Origin of the sequence: Stenotrophomonas veracruzanensis (genome assembly GCF_032911525.1) — a bacterium.
GTDB lineage: Bacteria > Pseudomonadota > Gammaproteobacteria > Xanthomonadales > Xanthomonadaceae > Stenotrophomonas > Stenotrophomonas africana.
Window position 1 is genome coordinate 23,061 of the sequence record NZ_JAWJTI010000018.1, and the last position, 16,008, is coordinate 39,068.

The 16,008-nt window shown below is 67.4% G+C and carries 13 protein-coding genes; all 13 read right to left on the reverse strand.

Annotated features, from left to right (window positions below):
* Positions 1-2 precede the first annotated feature (2 nt).
* The 13 genes from tkt to R1H25_RS12645 all read right to left on the reverse strand — a co-directional run bounded on the left by tkt (position 3) and on the right by R1H25_RS12645 (position 15,846).
* The gene (tkt, locus tag R1H25_RS12585; RefSeq protein ID WP_317223738.1) at positions 3-2,000 is read right to left on the reverse strand and encodes a transketolase; all 1,998 of its coding nucleotides are present in this window, start codon (positions 1,998-2,000) and stop codon (positions 3-5) included.
* A 214-nt stretch (positions 2,001-2,214) separates the two neighbouring features.
* Positions 2,215-3,534 (reverse strand): dicarboxylate/amino acid:cation symporter, encoded by a 1,320-nt coding sequence (locus R1H25_RS12590; RefSeq protein ID WP_088480094.1) that lies wholly within the window; start codon positions 3,532-3,534, stop codon positions 2,215-2,217.
* A 57-nt stretch (positions 3,535-3,591) separates the two neighbouring features.
* The gene (locus R1H25_RS12595; protein WP_317223739.1) at positions 3,592-5,307 is read right to left on the reverse strand and encodes a BatD family protein; all 1,716 of its coding nucleotides are present in this window, start codon (positions 5,305-5,307) and stop codon (positions 3,592-3,594) included.
* Positions 5,304-7,142, reverse strand: a complete 1,839-nt coding sequence (locus R1H25_RS12600) for a tetratricopeptide repeat protein (protein WP_317223740.1) — start codon at positions 7,140-7,142, stop codon at positions 5,304-5,306. Before R1H25_RS12600 ends, R1H25_RS12595 begins: the two co-directional genes overlap by 4 nt.
* The gene (locus R1H25_RS12605; RefSeq protein ID WP_317223741.1) at positions 7,139-8,143 is read right to left on the reverse strand and encodes a VWA domain-containing protein; all 1,005 of its coding nucleotides are present in this window, start codon (positions 8,141-8,143) and stop codon (positions 7,139-7,141) included. Before R1H25_RS12605 ends, R1H25_RS12600 begins: the two co-directional genes overlap by 4 nt.
* A complete protein-coding gene (locus R1H25_RS12610; RefSeq protein WP_317223742.1) occupies positions 8,140-8,589 on the reverse strand; it encodes a DUF4381 family protein in 450 nt (149 codons plus the stop codon). The genes R1H25_RS12605 and R1H25_RS12610 overlap by 4 nt, the downstream gene beginning before the upstream one ends.
* Entirely contained in the window at positions 8,586-9,515 is a 930-nt protein-coding gene (locus tag R1H25_RS12615; RefSeq protein WP_154349572.1) for a DUF58 domain-containing protein, read from the reverse strand. The genes R1H25_RS12610 and R1H25_RS12615 overlap by 4 nt, the downstream gene beginning before the upstream one ends.
* 8 nt (positions 9,516-9,523) lie before the next feature.
* On the reverse strand, positions 9,524-10,549 hold the full coding sequence (locus R1H25_RS12620; protein ID WP_317223743.1) for a MoxR family ATPase: 1,026 nt from the start codon (positions 10,547-10,549) through the stop codon (positions 9,524-9,526).
* A gap of 173 nt (positions 10,550-10,722) precedes the next feature.
* On the reverse strand, positions 10,723-12,696 hold the full coding sequence (locus R1H25_RS12625; RefSeq protein WP_049444603.1) for a type IV pilus secretin PilQ: 1,974 nt from the start codon (positions 12,694-12,696) through the stop codon (positions 10,723-10,725).
* Positions 12,697-12,717: 21 nt separating this feature from the next.
* Entirely contained in the window at positions 12,718-13,224 is a 507-nt protein-coding gene (locus tag R1H25_RS12630; protein ID WP_049444620.1) for a pilus assembly protein PilP, read from the reverse strand.
* Positions 13,225-13,250: 26 nt separating this feature from the next.
* Positions 13,251-13,907, reverse strand: a complete 657-nt coding sequence (locus R1H25_RS12635) for a type 4a pilus biogenesis protein PilO (RefSeq protein ID WP_049444605.1) — start codon at positions 13,905-13,907, stop codon at positions 13,251-13,253.
* Complete coding sequence (locus R1H25_RS12640) at positions 13,904-14,788, reverse strand: PilN domain-containing protein (protein WP_317223744.1); 885 nt, start codon at positions 14,786-14,788, stop codon at positions 13,904-13,906. Before R1H25_RS12640 ends, R1H25_RS12635 begins: the two co-directional genes overlap by 4 nt.
* Positions 14,788-15,846, reverse strand: a complete 1,059-nt coding sequence (locus R1H25_RS12645; RefSeq protein WP_010484061.1) for a pilus assembly protein PilM — start codon at positions 15,844-15,846, stop codon at positions 14,788-14,790. The genes R1H25_RS12640 and R1H25_RS12645 overlap by 1 nt, the downstream gene beginning before the upstream one ends.
* Between the last annotated feature and the right edge of the window lie 162 nt (positions 15,847-16,008).

Sequence of the window (16,008 nt, forward strand, 5' to 3'; positions counted from 1 at the left end):
GCTTACAGCGCCTTGGCCGCTTCCACCACGTGGGCGGTGGTGATGCCGAAGTGCTTGTACAGCTGGTCGGCCGGGGCCGAGGCACCGAAGGTGTCGATACCGATCACGGCACCGTCCAGGCCGACGAACTGGCGCCAGAAACCGGTGACGCCGGCTTCCACGGCCACGCGCTTGCGCACGGCATTCGGCAGCACCGATTCACGGTAGGCCGCATCCTGGCGCAGGAACACGTCGGTGGACGGCATCGAGACCACGCGGGTCTTGAGGCCGGCCGCGTCCAGCTGGGCCTTGGCTTCGGTGGCCAGCGAGACTTCCGAACCGGTGGCGATCAGGATCACGTCCGGGGTGCCGGCAGCATCGGCCAGCACGTAACCACCGCGTTCGATCTGGGCGATCTGCTCGGCGCTGCGCGGCTGGTGCGGCAGGTTCTGGCGGCTGAACACCAGGCAGCTCGGGCCATCCTGGCGGGTGATCGCGGCCTTCCAGCTCACTGCCGACTCGACCGCATCGCACGGACGCCACACGTCGTTGTTCGGGATGTAGCGCAGCGAGGCCAGGTGCTCCACCGGCTGGTGGGTCGGGCCGTCTTCGCCCAGGCCGATCGAGTCGTGGGTGTAGACGTGGATGGCGTGGGCCGGGATCAGCGCGCTCATGCGCACGCCGTTGCGGGCGTAGTCGCTGAACACCAGGAAGGTGGCGTCGAACGGAATGAAACCACCGTGCAGGGCCAGGCCATTGGCAATGGCGGTCATGCCGAACTCGCGCACGCCGTAGTACACGTAGTTGGCGTTGGCGTCGTCGCTGGCAACCGATTTGCTGCCCTTCCACAGGGTCAGGTTGGAGTGCGCCAGGTCGGCCGAGCCGCCGACGATTTCCGGCAGCAGCGGGGCGAAGGCTTCAATGGCCAGCTGCGAGGCCTTGCGCGAAGCGATCGTCGGGCCTTCAGCGGCCACCTGGGCGATGTAGGCATCGGCCTTGGCAACGAAGTCGGCCGGCAGCTCGCCGTGCGAGCGACGGGTCAGTTCGGCGGCTTCGCCCGGGTACTGGCTGGCATACTTGTCGAACAGCTGTTCCCACTCGGCCTGGCGCAGGGTGCCGGCGCCATTCGCGCGCCAGCCGTCGTAGATCGCCTGCGGGATCTCGAACGGACCGTACTCCCAGCCCAGCTGCTTGCGGGTGGCTTCCAGTTCATCCTTGCCCAGCGGGGCGCCGTGGCTGGATTCCTTGCCCGCCTTGTTCGGCGAACCAAAACCAATGGTGGTGCGGCAGCAGATCAGGGTCGGCTTGTCGCTCTGCGACAGCGCGGCCTCGATGCCGGCCTTGATGCTCTCCGGGTCGTGGCCATCAACATCGCGCACCACGTTCCAGCCATAGGCCTCGAAACGCTCCGGGGTGTTGTCGGTGAACCAGCCCTCGACGTTGCCGTCGATGGAGATGTGGTTGTTGTCCCAGAAGCAGACCAGCTTGTGCAGGCCCCAGGTGCCAGCCAGCGACGCCGCTTCATGCGACACGCCTTCCATCAGGCAGCCATCGCCCATGAACACCCAGGTGCGGTGGTCGACCACTTCCAGCTCCGGGCGGTTGAAGCGCTGAGCCAGCAGCTTCTCGGCCAGGGCGAAGCCCACGGCGTTGGCAAAACCCTGACCCAGCGGGCCGGTGGTGGTTTCCACGCCCGGAGTTTCGTGGCGTTCCGGGTGACCGGCGGTGTGGCTGCCCAGCTGGCGGAACAGCTTCAGCTGCTCGATCGGCAGGTCGTAACCGCTCAGGTGCAGCAGCGCGTACTGCAGCATGGAACCGTGGCCGTTGGACAGCACGAAACGGTCGCGGTTGAACCAGTGCGGATTGCTCGGGTTATGGCGGAGGTAGTCGTTCCAGAGGACTTCGGCGATGTCGGCCATGCCCATGGGCATGCCGGGGTGGCCGGACTTTGCGGTTTCAACCGCATCGGCGGCAAGGAAGCGGATGGCGTTGGCCAACTGGCGACGGGTAGGCTGCGTCATGGTTCTGTCGGAATCGGGAGGCGGCCGCGGACGTGCGGGCGGCCTATTGTCCCATAGTCGTCGGGCCGGGGGTCGGTTCACCGTGCCCGGTCGTGAAGGCCGCTGGCCGGCACTTCATGATCTCCGCCGGATTCCGCATGTGAAAAGGGGTCGGATTCCTTTCTTTGCGGAAAGGAATCCCACCCCGATCAGGTCGCCAGCAGTGGCTCCGGACTCAGTCCTGCTGCGGGCCCAGCGCCGGGCCATCGTGGCCTTCGCCCTTGGCCACCAGCGTGGTCAGGGCCAGGTCGCCAGTCACGTTCAGCGCGGTACGGCACATGTCCAGGAAGTGGTTCACGCCCAGGATCAGGCCGATGCCGAGCGGGTTCACGCCCACCATCGCGCAGATCATCGCCACCACCGGCAGCGAGCCCGACGGCACGCCGGCAGTGCCGATGCCACCGAGGATGCAGACCGCCATCACCATGATCTGCTGGCCGATGCTCAGGTCCACGCCGAAGAACTGGGCCAGGAAGATCACCGTCACGCCCTCGAACAGCGCGGTGCCGTTCTGGTTGGCGGTGGCGCCCACGGTCAGCACGAAGCGCGACACGCGCTGCGGCAGGCCCATCTGGTCGGCCACGCGCAGTGCGGTCGGCAGGGTGGCGTTGCTGGAGGCGGTGGAGAACGCCATCACCGTCGCTTCCTGGGTATCGCGGAAGAACGACAGCGGCGAGCGACCGGACAGCCATACGGCGGTACCGTAGGTCACCACCATGTGCAGGCCGAGGGCCAGCACCACCACGCCCACGTAGGCGCCCAGGCGGATGATCAGCTCGAAGCCGAACAGCGCGGCCAGGTTGAACATGAAGCAGGCCACCGCATACGGGGCCAGGCGGATGACCAGGTTGATCAGGGTCATCGAGATTTCGAACACGCCTTCGATGGCGCGGCGCAGCGGGGCGACCTTCTCGTTGTCGGTCAGCACCATGCCGATGCCGAACATCAGCGCGAAGAACATCAGCGACAGGATCGCACCGTTGTCGGACGCAGCCTGCAGCACATTGCTCGGCACGATCGACAGCAGCATGTCCATGCCCTTCGGCGTGCCATGGATGCCAGCAACGATTTCCTTGCTGCGCTCGGCGTTCTCCGACAGCATCATCGCGGCGACCTGCGGATCCACACCGGCGCCCGGCTTGAGCAGGTTGACCAGCACCAGGCCGATGCCCACGGCAATGCCGGACAGCAGCACGGTGTAGGCCAGCGTTTTCCAGCCGATGCGGCCGAGGGCGCGGATGTCGCCCATCTCCGACACACCCATGATCAGCGCCGAGAAGATCAGCGGCACGATCAGCATGAAGATCAGGTTGAGGAACAGGCCCGACGCCGGGGTGGTGACGTAGTCCATTACCCACTTGGCACCGGCCTGCAGACCATCGACGCTGCCGCCCAGGGCGTGCACGATCAGTCCCAGGACCAGGCCGATCGCAAAGCCGATGCCCATCTTCCAATGCAGGGGCAACTTCTTCTTGTCGGCAGCAGCTGCTGTCATACGCGGGTTTCCTCGAAAAATGAATGCACTCTAACAAAGCGCGCAAGCGGCGCCGGTTCAGGTTCGCCGTGGCGGATACAGCGGCGCCAGCCCAGTGTCGACGGCACCCGCGGCCGTCGACCAGTGCGGTCCGTCACGGAAGACTTCGCGCAGGCGCGCACGCAGCGGCGCCAGATCACCCTGTCCGCCCCAGCGCGCCTGCTGCAGGTCCTGCAGTACCTGGCGCTGGGCTGCATCCTCAAGCCGCGCGATGACCTGTTCGATGCGTTCAACGCCGGCCATCGCACACAGCTGTGCTTCAACCTGGTCGAACCCCTCGCCATCGAGCGCGCGGCGCAGTTCGGCCAGGCCGGCACGTCCGCTCGCCACAGTCGGCACAGAGGGCTTGCCAGCGACAGGCGTCACTGCACGCGGGCGCCGGCCTCGCTGCCAGCCCCACAACAGGGTCAACAACCACAGCAGCGCCAGACCGATGGCCGCCGCCATCCACGGCCACGGACGCTCGGCCAGGCCGCTGGCGCGCGGATCGGTGGCCGCGATACGGCTGTTCTGGCCATCGGGGCCCGGCAATGCGGCGTCGGTGTCGATCGGCGGCAACGGTGCCGGTGAGGCAGTGCCCGTGCCGGTGCCGGTCGCAACCGTCAGTGCCAGGTCCGGCAGCTTCGCCTCCTGCGCCTTGCCGTTGCGCACGTCCCACCAGGGCAGGCGCGGCCCTGGCACCACCAGCGCGCCCGGCTGGCGCGGCACGATCGAATAACGGCGGGTGATCTTCAGCCGCGGCGTACTGCCGTTGAAGGTCTCTTCGTACTGCGCGGGTTCGGCAAACACCTGCGCAGTGGCGCCGACATCCGGCACCGGCAGGTCGGTGAACTGCGCGCGTGTCGCGCCTTCAGCAATCGCCTCGACCACCACGTTGGCCGCTTCGCCGGTACGGGCACTGGTCGGCGCACTGGTGTAGCGCAGCTGCAGACTCTGCAGTGGCAGCCATGGCTGCGGCGCCTGTGCCGGCTGTGCCTGCACCTGCAACGTGCGGTCGGCGCCGGTGGCATTCATGCGCCCGTCGCCACCACCGAAGAAGTCATCGAAGAAGCCGCCCGCGCTGCGCCCGCTGAAACGGGCACCGGCGAGGCGCAACGCGCCGCTGCGCTCCGGAATCAGCAGGAAGCGCCGCTCGACCACGTTGTAGCGGCGGCCATTGACCTGTCGCACATCGGTGCGATCATCGCCCACCCGCTGCAATGACGCGCCTGCCGGGGTATCCAGCACCAGTTCGCCGGAGGCCAGCTGCGAAGCGAAATACAGCCGCACCACCACGCCTACGCTCTGCTGCACATACGGTGTCTGGTCATCGACAACGGTTTCGATGAACGCCACCGCATTGCTGTCAGGGCCGGCCACGGCAGCGGCATCCACCTGCAGGGTCAGCGGCGCGGTACGTACGCTGCCCACCTGCAGGCCCGGCACCACCAGCGCACCGCTGCGCCGTGGCGTCAACGCCACGCCGTACAGGTTGCGCTGCTGCATGCTGCCGTTGCTCCACTCCACCTGGCGGCTGCTGGTCTGCCCGCTGAGATCGAAGTCGGTACGCAATGGCGTGAAGTCTGGCGCGCCCTGGTCGCTCTCGACATTGAGCGTGACCGTGTCGCCCATCGCGATGCGGTCGCGGTCCAGCCACGCGCGCGGCTGCGCCCACGCCAGCAGCGGCAGCCACAGCAGCAGTGCCGCCAGTACCTGCAGTGGCCAGCGCCCGTGCATGTTGATCGCCCGCGTCATCGCCCTTCCCTCTTCCTGCGTTCGTTTTCCAGCTGGAACTTGGCCCGCAGCAGTGCCCCCGGATCATCCGGTACGCGCCGCATCCAAGCCTCCACCGCTTGTTGCTCCTCGCGTTGGCGCGGTGTGCTGCCGTCACTGCCTGGCACGGGCTTGCCATCCTGTTCGCCCTTGCCCTCACGTGCCTGCTGCATTGCCTGCTGCATGCGCTGGCGCTGCTGCTCATCAGCCTGGGCCTGCGCCTTGGCATCCTCCACCTGTGGTGGCGCCTGTTGGCCATCGCGGCCACGCTCGCCGGGCTGCGGGCTCGACTGGCTCTGGTCGTCACCGGTCTTGGGCTGGCCCTGCTGGCCCGACTGCGGCTGGCCCTGGCCGGGATTCTGCTGGCCCTGCTGCGGCTGCTGGCCCTGCGGATTCTGCTGGCCCTGGCCGTTCTGCGGTTGCTTCTGCTGCCCGTTCTGCGGTGGCTTCTGCTGATCCTGGCCTTTGCCACCCGGCGGCTTGCGCTTGCGCGCGGCATCGACCACGGCACGGTTGGCGACCGCATCGGCCATGCCGGGATGCAGCGCCAACGCGCGGTCGTAGGCGGCGATGGCGTCATCGTAGTTGCCCTGGCGCGCCAGCGTGTTGGCCAGGTTGTACCAGCCCGCATCGCTGTCGATACCTTCGAATTGCTTGCGTGCGTTGGCAAAGTCGCCACTGCGGTAAGCCTGTACGCCTTCCGCCAGGCGCTGGTGCTGCAGTTGATCAGCACGCTTCCACAGCGTGCCCTGCATGGGCTGCGAAGCGGCCGCAGGAGGTGTCTGTGCCTGCACATTCCCCATCCACGGCAGCAGGCCCACTGCCAGCACGGCCGCCAGCACCGCGCGGCGACGGAAGGCGAGCAGGGCCAGCAGCATCACCGGCGGCACCAGCCAGAATCCTTCATCACGCCATTGCTTGCCCTCGCCGGGCCGCTGCGCCGCAGTGCCTTCGCGCGCATCAAGTACACCGAGTGCGCGCAGGTCACTGTCATCGGCGGCGATGCGGGCATAGCGGCCACCGCCTGCAGTGGCCACTGCACGCAGGCTGCCTTCGTCCAGCGCAGCCTGGCGGATCTGCCCACTGCCATCCCGGTACGCCGCACCAGCGGGCGTACCCAGGCCCAGTACCGACACCTGCAGGCCGAGGCTGCGCGCCTGCGCTGCGGCCAGTGCCGCTTCATCATCCGCCTGATCGCTGACCAGCAGGATCTGCCCCCGCAATGCCCCGATCTGGCGCATCAACCGCGTCGCCCAGTCGATGCCGCGGTCGGCACGTTGGCCATCACGTGGCATCACATCGGGCGACAACGCGTCCAGATACAGCGCAACGTTGCTGCCGTCGTCGGTCAGCGGCGCCACGGTGTAGGCATCTTCGGCATAGACCACCAGGCCCACCTGGCCGCCCTGGCGAGCGCGCAGCAGCTCGCCCACCTTCGCCCGCGCCTGCAGCAGGCGCGAGGGCGGCAGATCGGTGGCGGTAATCCGGCTGGACAGATCCAGCACCACCAGCAGCGGTGCGCTGGCCTGGAACATCGGCTGCGCCTGCTGCCGCCAGCTCGGTCCGGCCATGGCCAGCGAGGCCAGCGTCCAGCCCAGCAGCACGGCCCAGGGCAGGCGTGCACGCCGGCGCTTGCCCGCAGCCAGCAGATGCGGCAACAGGTGGGCATCCACCGCGGTTCGCCACACATCGCTGCGGCGCTGCCGGTACAACGCCAGCGCAAGAATGACCGGCAACGCCAGCAGGGCCCACAGCCATTCCGGGCGCAGGAAGTGCAGCGCATTCCAGTCGGGAAGTTGGGAAGCCAACGCGATCATCGACGGCGCTCCGGCCACACCCATGCCAATGCCCCCAGCAACAACGCCAGACCCAACGGCCAGGCATAGCGCTCTTCGCGCGGGCGCAGGCTCGGCCCCTTCGCTGCGATCGGCTCCAGCCGATCCAGTTCGGCATAGATGCCGGCCAGCTGCGCGGTATCGCGGGCGCGGAAGAACTGGCCGCCGGTCATGCTCGCGATCTTCTTCAACGTAGCCTCGTCGACCGGATCCTGGTCGGCGGAAATGGGAATGCCGAACAGGCGCATGCTGCCATCACCACCAAATGCCACGGTGTGGATACGCACACCTTCGGCGCGGGCCACTTCTGCCGCGCGCAGCGGTTCCAGCACGCCGGCGTTGCTGACGCCGTCGGTCAGCAGGATCAGCACGCGCTGTCCCTCGGGTTGGCTGCGCAGGCGTTTCACTGCCAGGCCGATGGCATCACCGATGGCCGTCTCGCGCCCGGCCAGGCCGACCACGCTGTCGCGCAGCTGGTCGCGTACGCTGGCCAGGTCGGCAGTAAGCGGTGTAAGCGTATAGGCACGGTCGCCGAAGATCAGCAGGCCGATGCGATCGCCGGCACGACGATCAAGGAAATCGGCCAGCACGGCCTTGGCTGCGGTCAGGCGATCCACCGCCTGCCCACCCAGCACCATGTCGCCCTCGCCCATGCTGCCGGACACGTCCATCGCCAGCATCATCTGCCGGCCCTGCTGCGGTGGCGTGATCGCTTCGCCCAGCTGTTGCGGGCGAGCCAGTGCGACGCACAGCGCGCACCAGCCCAGCCACAACAGCAGCGTACGCAGCCACGAAACATCAACGCGGCCGCCTCCGGCCAGCGCTTCCAGTTCCGTCGCCGCATAGGGCACGCGCAGCGCAGCGCCGGGATCGGCACGACGCTTCCACCAGCACATCAGCAACGGCAACGGCAGCGCCAGCAGGGCCAGCGGCCACGCCAGCTGCAGGTCCGGCCATGGCCAGTAACTTGCCAGCAGGTTCATCGGCGCCGCTCCAGCAGCATGGCCAGATAGCGCTCGCGCGCCCAACTGCGCAGCGCCGCCACATCGCTGGCGTCCACCCGTGGGCGATAGGCGCCTTCCGCCAGCAGACTGCGACGTGCCGCGGGCAGCGTGCCTTTCGGATCCACACGCTGCCACCACGCATCATCGCGCAGGGATTCACTGCCGGGCTGTGCCTGGCGCGCGGCGCGACGCAGCAGTCCGGCGATTGCCGCCAGTTCTGCAGCAGCATCGGCGGTGATCGCCAGCTCCTGATCGAACAGCTGCAACCAGCGTTGGCGACGTCGGCGACGCTGCCACCACAGCAAGGCCAACGCCACCAGCAACAGCAGCACTCCACCGCCGATCATCAGATAGCCTGGCGCCGGTGGCCACCACGATGGGGCCGGCGGCAGCTGCACATCGCGCAGCGGCAGGTTGGCGCTCATGCCGGCACCTCGGTGGGGGAGGGTGCCAGCCACGCATCGCTGGGCGCATCGGTGGACAGCACCTGCACATCAACACGGCGCGCGCCAAGCTGGCGTCGCAGTTCCTGCAGCGGTTCGACGAAGTGGGCCTGCCAATGGGCCTGCACCTCGCTGCGTCGCAGGTCGAGGCCGATGCGCTGCTGCGCGGTCTGGAACTGCAGCGCGGCCGAGGGCGGCTGCATCTCCAACGGATCGACCAGCAGCACCAGGCTGAGGTCATGGTGCTGGGCCAGCGCGCTCCAGCGCGCAGGCGGAATACGGATGGCCTGCTGCGGATCGGCCAGCACCAGCATGCGCGCGCCCGGGCGCAGCACGCGGGCCGCATGGTCCAGCGCGCGCTCCAGGCCGAGGTCATCGGCCGGGGGCTGCGCGTACCAGCGGGTGAGCGCGTCCAGCACGCGCAGTACGCCACGGGGGCCTCCTGCCGGTGCAATCGGTGGTTCACGGTCGCTGCCACGCAGGGCGCCGACGCGATCACCACGACGCTGCGCCGACCACGCGGCAACGGCGCCCGCACGTGCAGCCTGCACCGACTTGAAGCGCACGCGGGTGCCGAAGTACAGGGCCGGCGAGGTATCGGCCACGATCAGGCTGACCCGCTCGCGCTCGGCCTGGAACAATTTGGTGTGGGCACGGCCGGTACGCGCGGTCACCCGCCAGTCGATATGGCGTGCATCGTCACCGGCCACGTACTCGCGCGACTCGGCGTATTCCATGCCGCGGCCGCGCAGCGGGGAAGGTGCCTGGCCCGCGTTGCCGGCACGGCCACGGCGTGGCGGCGGCGGTCGCTGTGCAAGGCGGCGCAGCGCCACCAGCTCGGACAGCTGCGGGCGCAGCCCGTCACCGTCGCTGACGGAAGAGACGTCGTGCAGGGATGGATCGGTCATGCGCAGGCTCAGGGTGCCGGCACCCGGGCCAGCAGCTCCTGCACCAGGCGTTCGCCATCCCAGCCTTCAGCGGTAGCTTCGTAGCTGGGCAGCACGCGATGGCGCAGCACGTCGGCGGCAACCGCTCGCACATCATCGGGGGTGACGAAATCGCGGCCAGCCAGCCAGGCACGCGCACGCGCACAGCGTTCCAGCGCGATGGAACCACGCGGGCTTGCCCCCCAGGCAATGCGACGGCCAAGGCCAGCGTCATAACGCGACGGCTCACGCGAGGCCAGCACCAGCTCGATCAGGTAGCGTTCCAGCGCTGGCGCCATGTGCAGGTCCAGCACTTCGCGGCGGGCATCGAACACATCCTGCATCGGCAGCTTCTCCGGTGCCGGTGCCGCCTCGCCCAGCGCGCCGCGGGCACGCTCGCGGGCCAGGCGCAGGATCTCCGATTCGGCGGCCTGATCGGGGTAGCTGATGCGCACGTGCATCAGGAAGCGGTCCAGCTGTGCTTCCGGCAGCGGGAAGGTGCCTTCCTGCTCGATCGGGTTCTGCGTGGCCATCACCAGGAACAGCGGCGGCAGCGCGTAGGTGTGGCGGCCAACGGTGACCTGGCGCTCGCCCATCGCTTCCAGCAGTGCCGACTGCACCTTGGCCGGCGCGCGGTTGATTTCATCGGCCAGCAGGATCGGGTGGAAGATCGGGCCAGGTACGAATTCGAAGCGGCCTTCCTGCGGGCGCCAGATCTCGGTACCGGTCAGATCGGCCGGCAGCAGGTCCGGGGTGAACTGCACGCGGGCGAAGTCAGCTTCCAGGCGCGAGGCCAGCGCACGGATCGCCGTGGTCTTGGCCAGGCCCGGAGCGCCTTCCACCAGCAGGTGACCATCGGCCAGCAGCGCGATCAGCAGGCGTTCGACCAGCGCCGCCTGGCCGACGATCTCGGCCGACAGGGCGTCCCGCAGCTGGGTGAAGGCGCCATGCAGGCGGGAGGCGGCCGGCGCGGGCGGCGGCGCGGCGGATTCGGGCATCGGCGGTGGCAGGTTCATGGGGGCCTTTGACCGGCGCGGGACGGCACGGGTTCCCGACATCATCGCAGGGTGCTCTGCGATTGGCATCAAGAACGGCTGAACGGCCCATCCACGCATGGCGGGGATCTACTTGTGGAAACGAGGAAGGGCCGCGCATGGCGGCCCTTCTTCGTTTCGCCGGTGGCGCGGGCTCAGTTCTGCTTGGCCACGCGCAGCACCTTCGGGGTGACGAACACCAGCAGCTCGGCCTTGTCCTTGTTGCGGCCACGCTTCTTGAACAGATTGCCCAGGAACGGCACGTCGCCCAGGAACGGTACCTTGCTGATGCTGCTGCGGTCGGTGAACTCGTACACACCACCGATGACCACGGTCTGCCCGTCCTCGACCAGCACCGCAGTATTGACCTCGCGGCGGTTGATCGACGGCACCGTGCCGTAGCCCTGCAGTTCGATCAGGCGGTCGACTTCGTCCTTCTTCACCTGCATGTTGAGGAACACGCGGTTGTCGTTGGTGATGGTGGGGGTCACCCGCAGCTCCAGCACCACTTCCTTGAACTGCACGTTCGGGGTGGAACCGGCGCCACCGGCAGCACCGGCGCCGCTGATGGTGACGTAACCGATTTCCTTGCCCTGCTTGATCATCGCCTCGCGCTGGTTGGTGGTAACCACGCGCGGGTTGGAGATCACTTCACCACGTGACTCTTCCTGCATGGCCGACAGCTCCACGTCCAGCAGGTAGCCTGCGTTGAGGATCGACAGCGCCAGCGAGCCCGGGTTGTTGGCCGCGGCCACCGGCAGGTTCCAGTTCAGCCCGCGCTTGATGGTCGGGCCACTGGGAATCGGCGCCGGGCCGACGCTGCCACCGGCCTGCCACTCACGGACTGCCTTGGCGTTGGCCTGCGCGGTATCCACCTGCGACTTGCGGGTTTCGGCATTGGCATCCAGGCTGCCGCTGAAGTACACGTTGTCGCGGCTGCCGCTGATACCGAACTTCGCACCCAGCTCGCGGGCGAAGGTATCGGTGGCGATGACGATGCGGCTTTCGATCAGCACCTGGTCCACAGGGCGGTCGATCACCCCGATCAGCTCACGCATGCGCGCGATCTTTTTCGGGATGTCGCTGATCATCAGCGTGTTGGTGCGCTCGTCGGCGACGATGCGGCCGCGCGAGGACAGGAAACCACTGTCCTCCTGCGACGAACCGCCACCACCACCATTGCCGCCACCACCGCCGCCACCGATGCCCTTGGCCTCGGTCAGCGCTTTGAAGATCTGGGTGGCGCTGTGGTAGTTGATCTGGACGTAATCGGTGACCAGGTCTTCGCGGTTTTCGATGGCGATGCGCGCGTCTTCCTTCTCCTGCTCGAACTTGGCCAGTTCGGCCTGCGGCGCCACCCAGATCACGCTGCCGTCGCGGCGCTTGTCCAGGCCCTTGGCACGCAGCACGATGTCCAGCGCCTGGTCCCACGGCACGTTGACCAGACGCAGGGTCACATTGCCCTGTACCGAATCGGACGCCACCACGTTGAGATTGGATTCCTCGGCGATCAACTGCAGCACCGTGCGCACCGGCACGTCCTGGAAGTTGAAGGTCACCGGCTTGCCGGTGAAACCGCGCTGGCCGACAGCCTTGGCAGCCTGGGTGACGCTGCCGGCAGTGACGGCACCGACAGCGGCCGGAGCCTGCCGCGGGCTGATCTCCACCACGTACTCGTTGCCGCTCTGGTAAGCCAGCGACTCCACTGCGCCACCGGTGCTGAGCACCAGCTGGGTACCGGCACCGGACGGCTTGGCGTCGATGCGCTGCACCGGCGTGGCGAAGTCGGTGACGTTCATCGGCTTCTGCAGGTTGGCCGGCAGTCGGGCGTTGCCGACGTCGACCACCACGCTGTTGCCCTGCGTGCGCAGGTCCGGGACCGCGCCCTGGCCGTCGAACTGGACGATCAGGCGCCCGGCGCCGTCATCGCCACGCTTGAAATCAATCTTTGCCACCGACAGGCCCGCCGGCGCTGTCGCCGGGGCCACGGTGGCGCCCACCGGCTTTTCCGCCGGTGCGGCGGCCAGCGCCGGAGCGCAGGCCAGCATCAGCGCGACTCCCAACGCGCTGACACGGTTCAAGGTAGAGCGCCGGATGGGACGCAGCCCCTTGGCTTGGTGAAAGGTCATCGTGCTATCCCCAGTAAACGATCATTGATCTTCAAGCGAGAGCGTTGCCGGCCGTTCCAGCCAGCCGCCCGCGCCATCCGGCACCAGTTCGATCAGCTCCACGCGGTCTTCGAAGACCGCCGTGACCCGCCCGTCGCTCTGCCCGAGGTAACCGCCCGGGCGCACCCGGTAGGTCACCTTGTCCGGCCCCATCACCAGCGCGACGGTGCCTGCACCGGTGCCGATGGTACCGACCATGTCCAGTGCATCCAGCGGGAAGCCTTCCAACGGCTCCTTGCGCCGGTTCGGATCCGGACGCAATCCGCCATTCCCCTGCTGCGGATTGGTCCAGGCATCGGTGAACGGATCGCGCATGCCCTGCGCGGAGTATTCGAAGGTCTCGAACTGCTGCATCACCGGCAGCGGCTCCAGTGGCTGTGCCGGTCGCGCACGCTCACCCTCCACCCACTTTTCAAGATTCGGCGCATCACCCGGCGTGCTGGTCACGCCGCGGCCGCAGGCGGCCAGCAGCAGCACGGCGGCCACCATTCCACAACGTGCGAAGAAGGAACGGATCACTTCTTGTCCTCCTTGCCGGCTTCAGCCTTCTGCTGTTCCTGCACCTCGGTCTCGTCCAGGTAGCGATAGGTCTTGACCGTGCCGGACAGTTCCAGCGCGCCACTGCGGACGTTGCCGCTGGTCTTGTCCTTGGGCTTGAGGTTGATGTCGTGCATGGTCAGGATCACCACCCGCGGCAGCGAGGCCACGCCGCTGACGAACGCACCGAACTGGTGGTAGCTGCCCACCATCCGCAGCTTGATCGGCTTCTCGGCGTAGAACTCCTTGACCTGCTCCTGCTCCGGCTCGAACAGCTCGTTGGTCAGGCCGCTGGACAGCGCGGTCTGCGAGATGTCGATGATCAGGTCGGGCATTTCGGTCTTGCTGGGCAGCTGCCGCAACATCTGCTGCAGCACCTGCTCCATCTGCGCCAGCTGCTGCTTCAGCGGCGCCAGGTTCACCGCGCGCTCCTGCTGCTTGGTGAACTCCGAACGCAGCTCGGTTTCCTTCGATTCCAGGCCGGCCAGTTCCTCACGCTTGCCGCTGATCAGCAGCATCCACGCAACGAACATGATCACCACCGCCAGCAGCGAGCAGAAGACGATCTTGGCCTTCTGCGGCCAGTTGCCGATGTCGTTGAAATCCAGGTTCTTGAGATCGATCTTCTGGCTCATGCGCGGTCCCCCTGCAGCGGGGCATGGAAGGCCTGCGGCGGCTGCGCCAGGCGGCTGCCCTCAGGCTTCGGGGCGGGCTGGGCAGCCGGTGCGGCCGGTTGGTTCGGCTTGGCCGGTGCGCTGGCCGGGGCAGCAGCAGGTGCCGCCGGCGCCGGTGCACCCGGGCTCGCTGCCGGGCCTGCCGCCGGAGCCGCAGGGGTGGCCGCATCCGGGCCTGCGGCAAGCGGTGCCACTGGCGCCGGCGCTTCCGTTGCCACCGAGCCGTCTGCGTTCAGACCGGGCGTCGCCGCCACTTCTTCGCTCTGCGCCGGCAGCTTCACCTTGACCACGAACACATAAGGCAGCGCCTTGATGTCCGCAACCGGGCCGGTCTTGCCGTCCTTGTCCTTTTCGGGGTCACGCGCTTCGATGATCGACAGTTCCGGGTTGGTCATCCAGCCGGAGGTCTCCAGGTTGCGCATGTACGCCGAAACACGGGCGTTGGACTGGGTGCGGCCTTCCAGGGTCAGCACGTCGCCTTCCTGCTTCAGCGCGGTCAACACCAGGCCATCGGGAATCGTGCGCACCAGCGCATCGAACAGGTGCACCATCTGCGAGCGCTTGGCCTGCAGTTCCTCGATCACCTTCTTGCGGGCCAGCAGGCGCTCCTTCTGCGCGTCAAGGCGGTCGATCTCCTTGTTCTGTTCCTTGACCTTCTCGATCTCGGCTTCCAGATAGGCATTGCGGTCCATCTGGCCGCTCACCTGGCGGTCGTAATAGAACCAGATCAGCAGCGACAGCAGCAGGCCACCGATCGCGGCCATGCCCAGCATTGCGTAGAACTCGCGCTGGCGTTGCTTGCGCCGTTCGGCGCGCCAGGGCAATAGATTGATGCGTGCCATCAGTCGAAGCTCCTCAGCGCCAGACCGGTGGCGATCATCAGCGCGGGGGCATCCTGGGCGAGCGCATGCGCGTTCACCTTCGGCCCCAGGGTCATCTGCGCCAGCGGGTTGGCGACCACGGTCGGCACGCCCAGCTGTTCCTCGACCATCTCCGGCAGCCCGCCCAGCACAGCGCAGCCGCCGGCCAGTACGATGTGGTCAACGCGGTTGAACTCACTGCCTGCATAGAAGAACTGCAGCAGGCGGCTGATCTGCTGGACCGTGGCTTCCTTGAACGGTTCCAGCACTTCCATCTCGTAGCTTTCCGGCAGCCCGCCCTGGCGCTTGGCCAGGCCGGCTTCCTCGTAGCTCAGGCCGTAGCGGCGCATGATCTCGTCGGTCAGCTGCTTGCCACCGAACACCTGTTCGCGGCTGTACAGGCTGCGACCGCCACGCAGGACGTTGAGGGTGGTCATGGTGGCGCCGATATCGACCAGCGCGACCACGCCCTCGATGGACACCGGCAGCTCGCTGGCGACCAGGGCGTAGGCGTTCTCGACCGCGAAGGCCTCCACGTCCATCACCTTGGCCTGCAGGCCACCCAGTTCCAGGGCCGACTGGCGCAGTTCCACGTTTTCCGAACGCGACGCGGCCAGCAGCACCTGGACCATCTCCGGATTGTTCGGGATCGCCCCGATCACCTCGAAGTCCAGGTTCACTTCCTCGATCGGGTACGGAATGTAGTTGACCGCTTCCAGCTCGATCTGGGCTTCCATGTCGTTTTCGTCGAGCTCGGCCGGCATCGGGATCACCTTGGTGATCACCGCCGAACCGGCGACGGCAGCAGCAGCCAGCTTGGCCTTGCTCCCCGAGCGGTTCATCGCCCGGCGGATGGCCTCACCCACGGCCTCCACTTCCACGATGTTCTTCTCCACCACCGCATTCGGCGGAAGAGGTTCCACAGCGTAATGTTCCACACGAAAACGGTTGCCACTGCGGGACAGCTGCAAAAGCTTTACCGCAGTCGAACTGATGTCGACGCCTACAAGCGGCGACTGACTTTTTGGGATGAGCCCCACGGTTTCTCCCCTGCCGACGGGCACTTGGACGCAAGACCTGCGCCCGAGCATTAATAACGTATTCTTAGCAAATGGCAACGGCCCTGCTGTGAAGTCCCTCACGGATTCACCATGCAGCCCCTGACTGTTCCCCTTGCGCTCCCCGGCGACGACCCCAGCCGC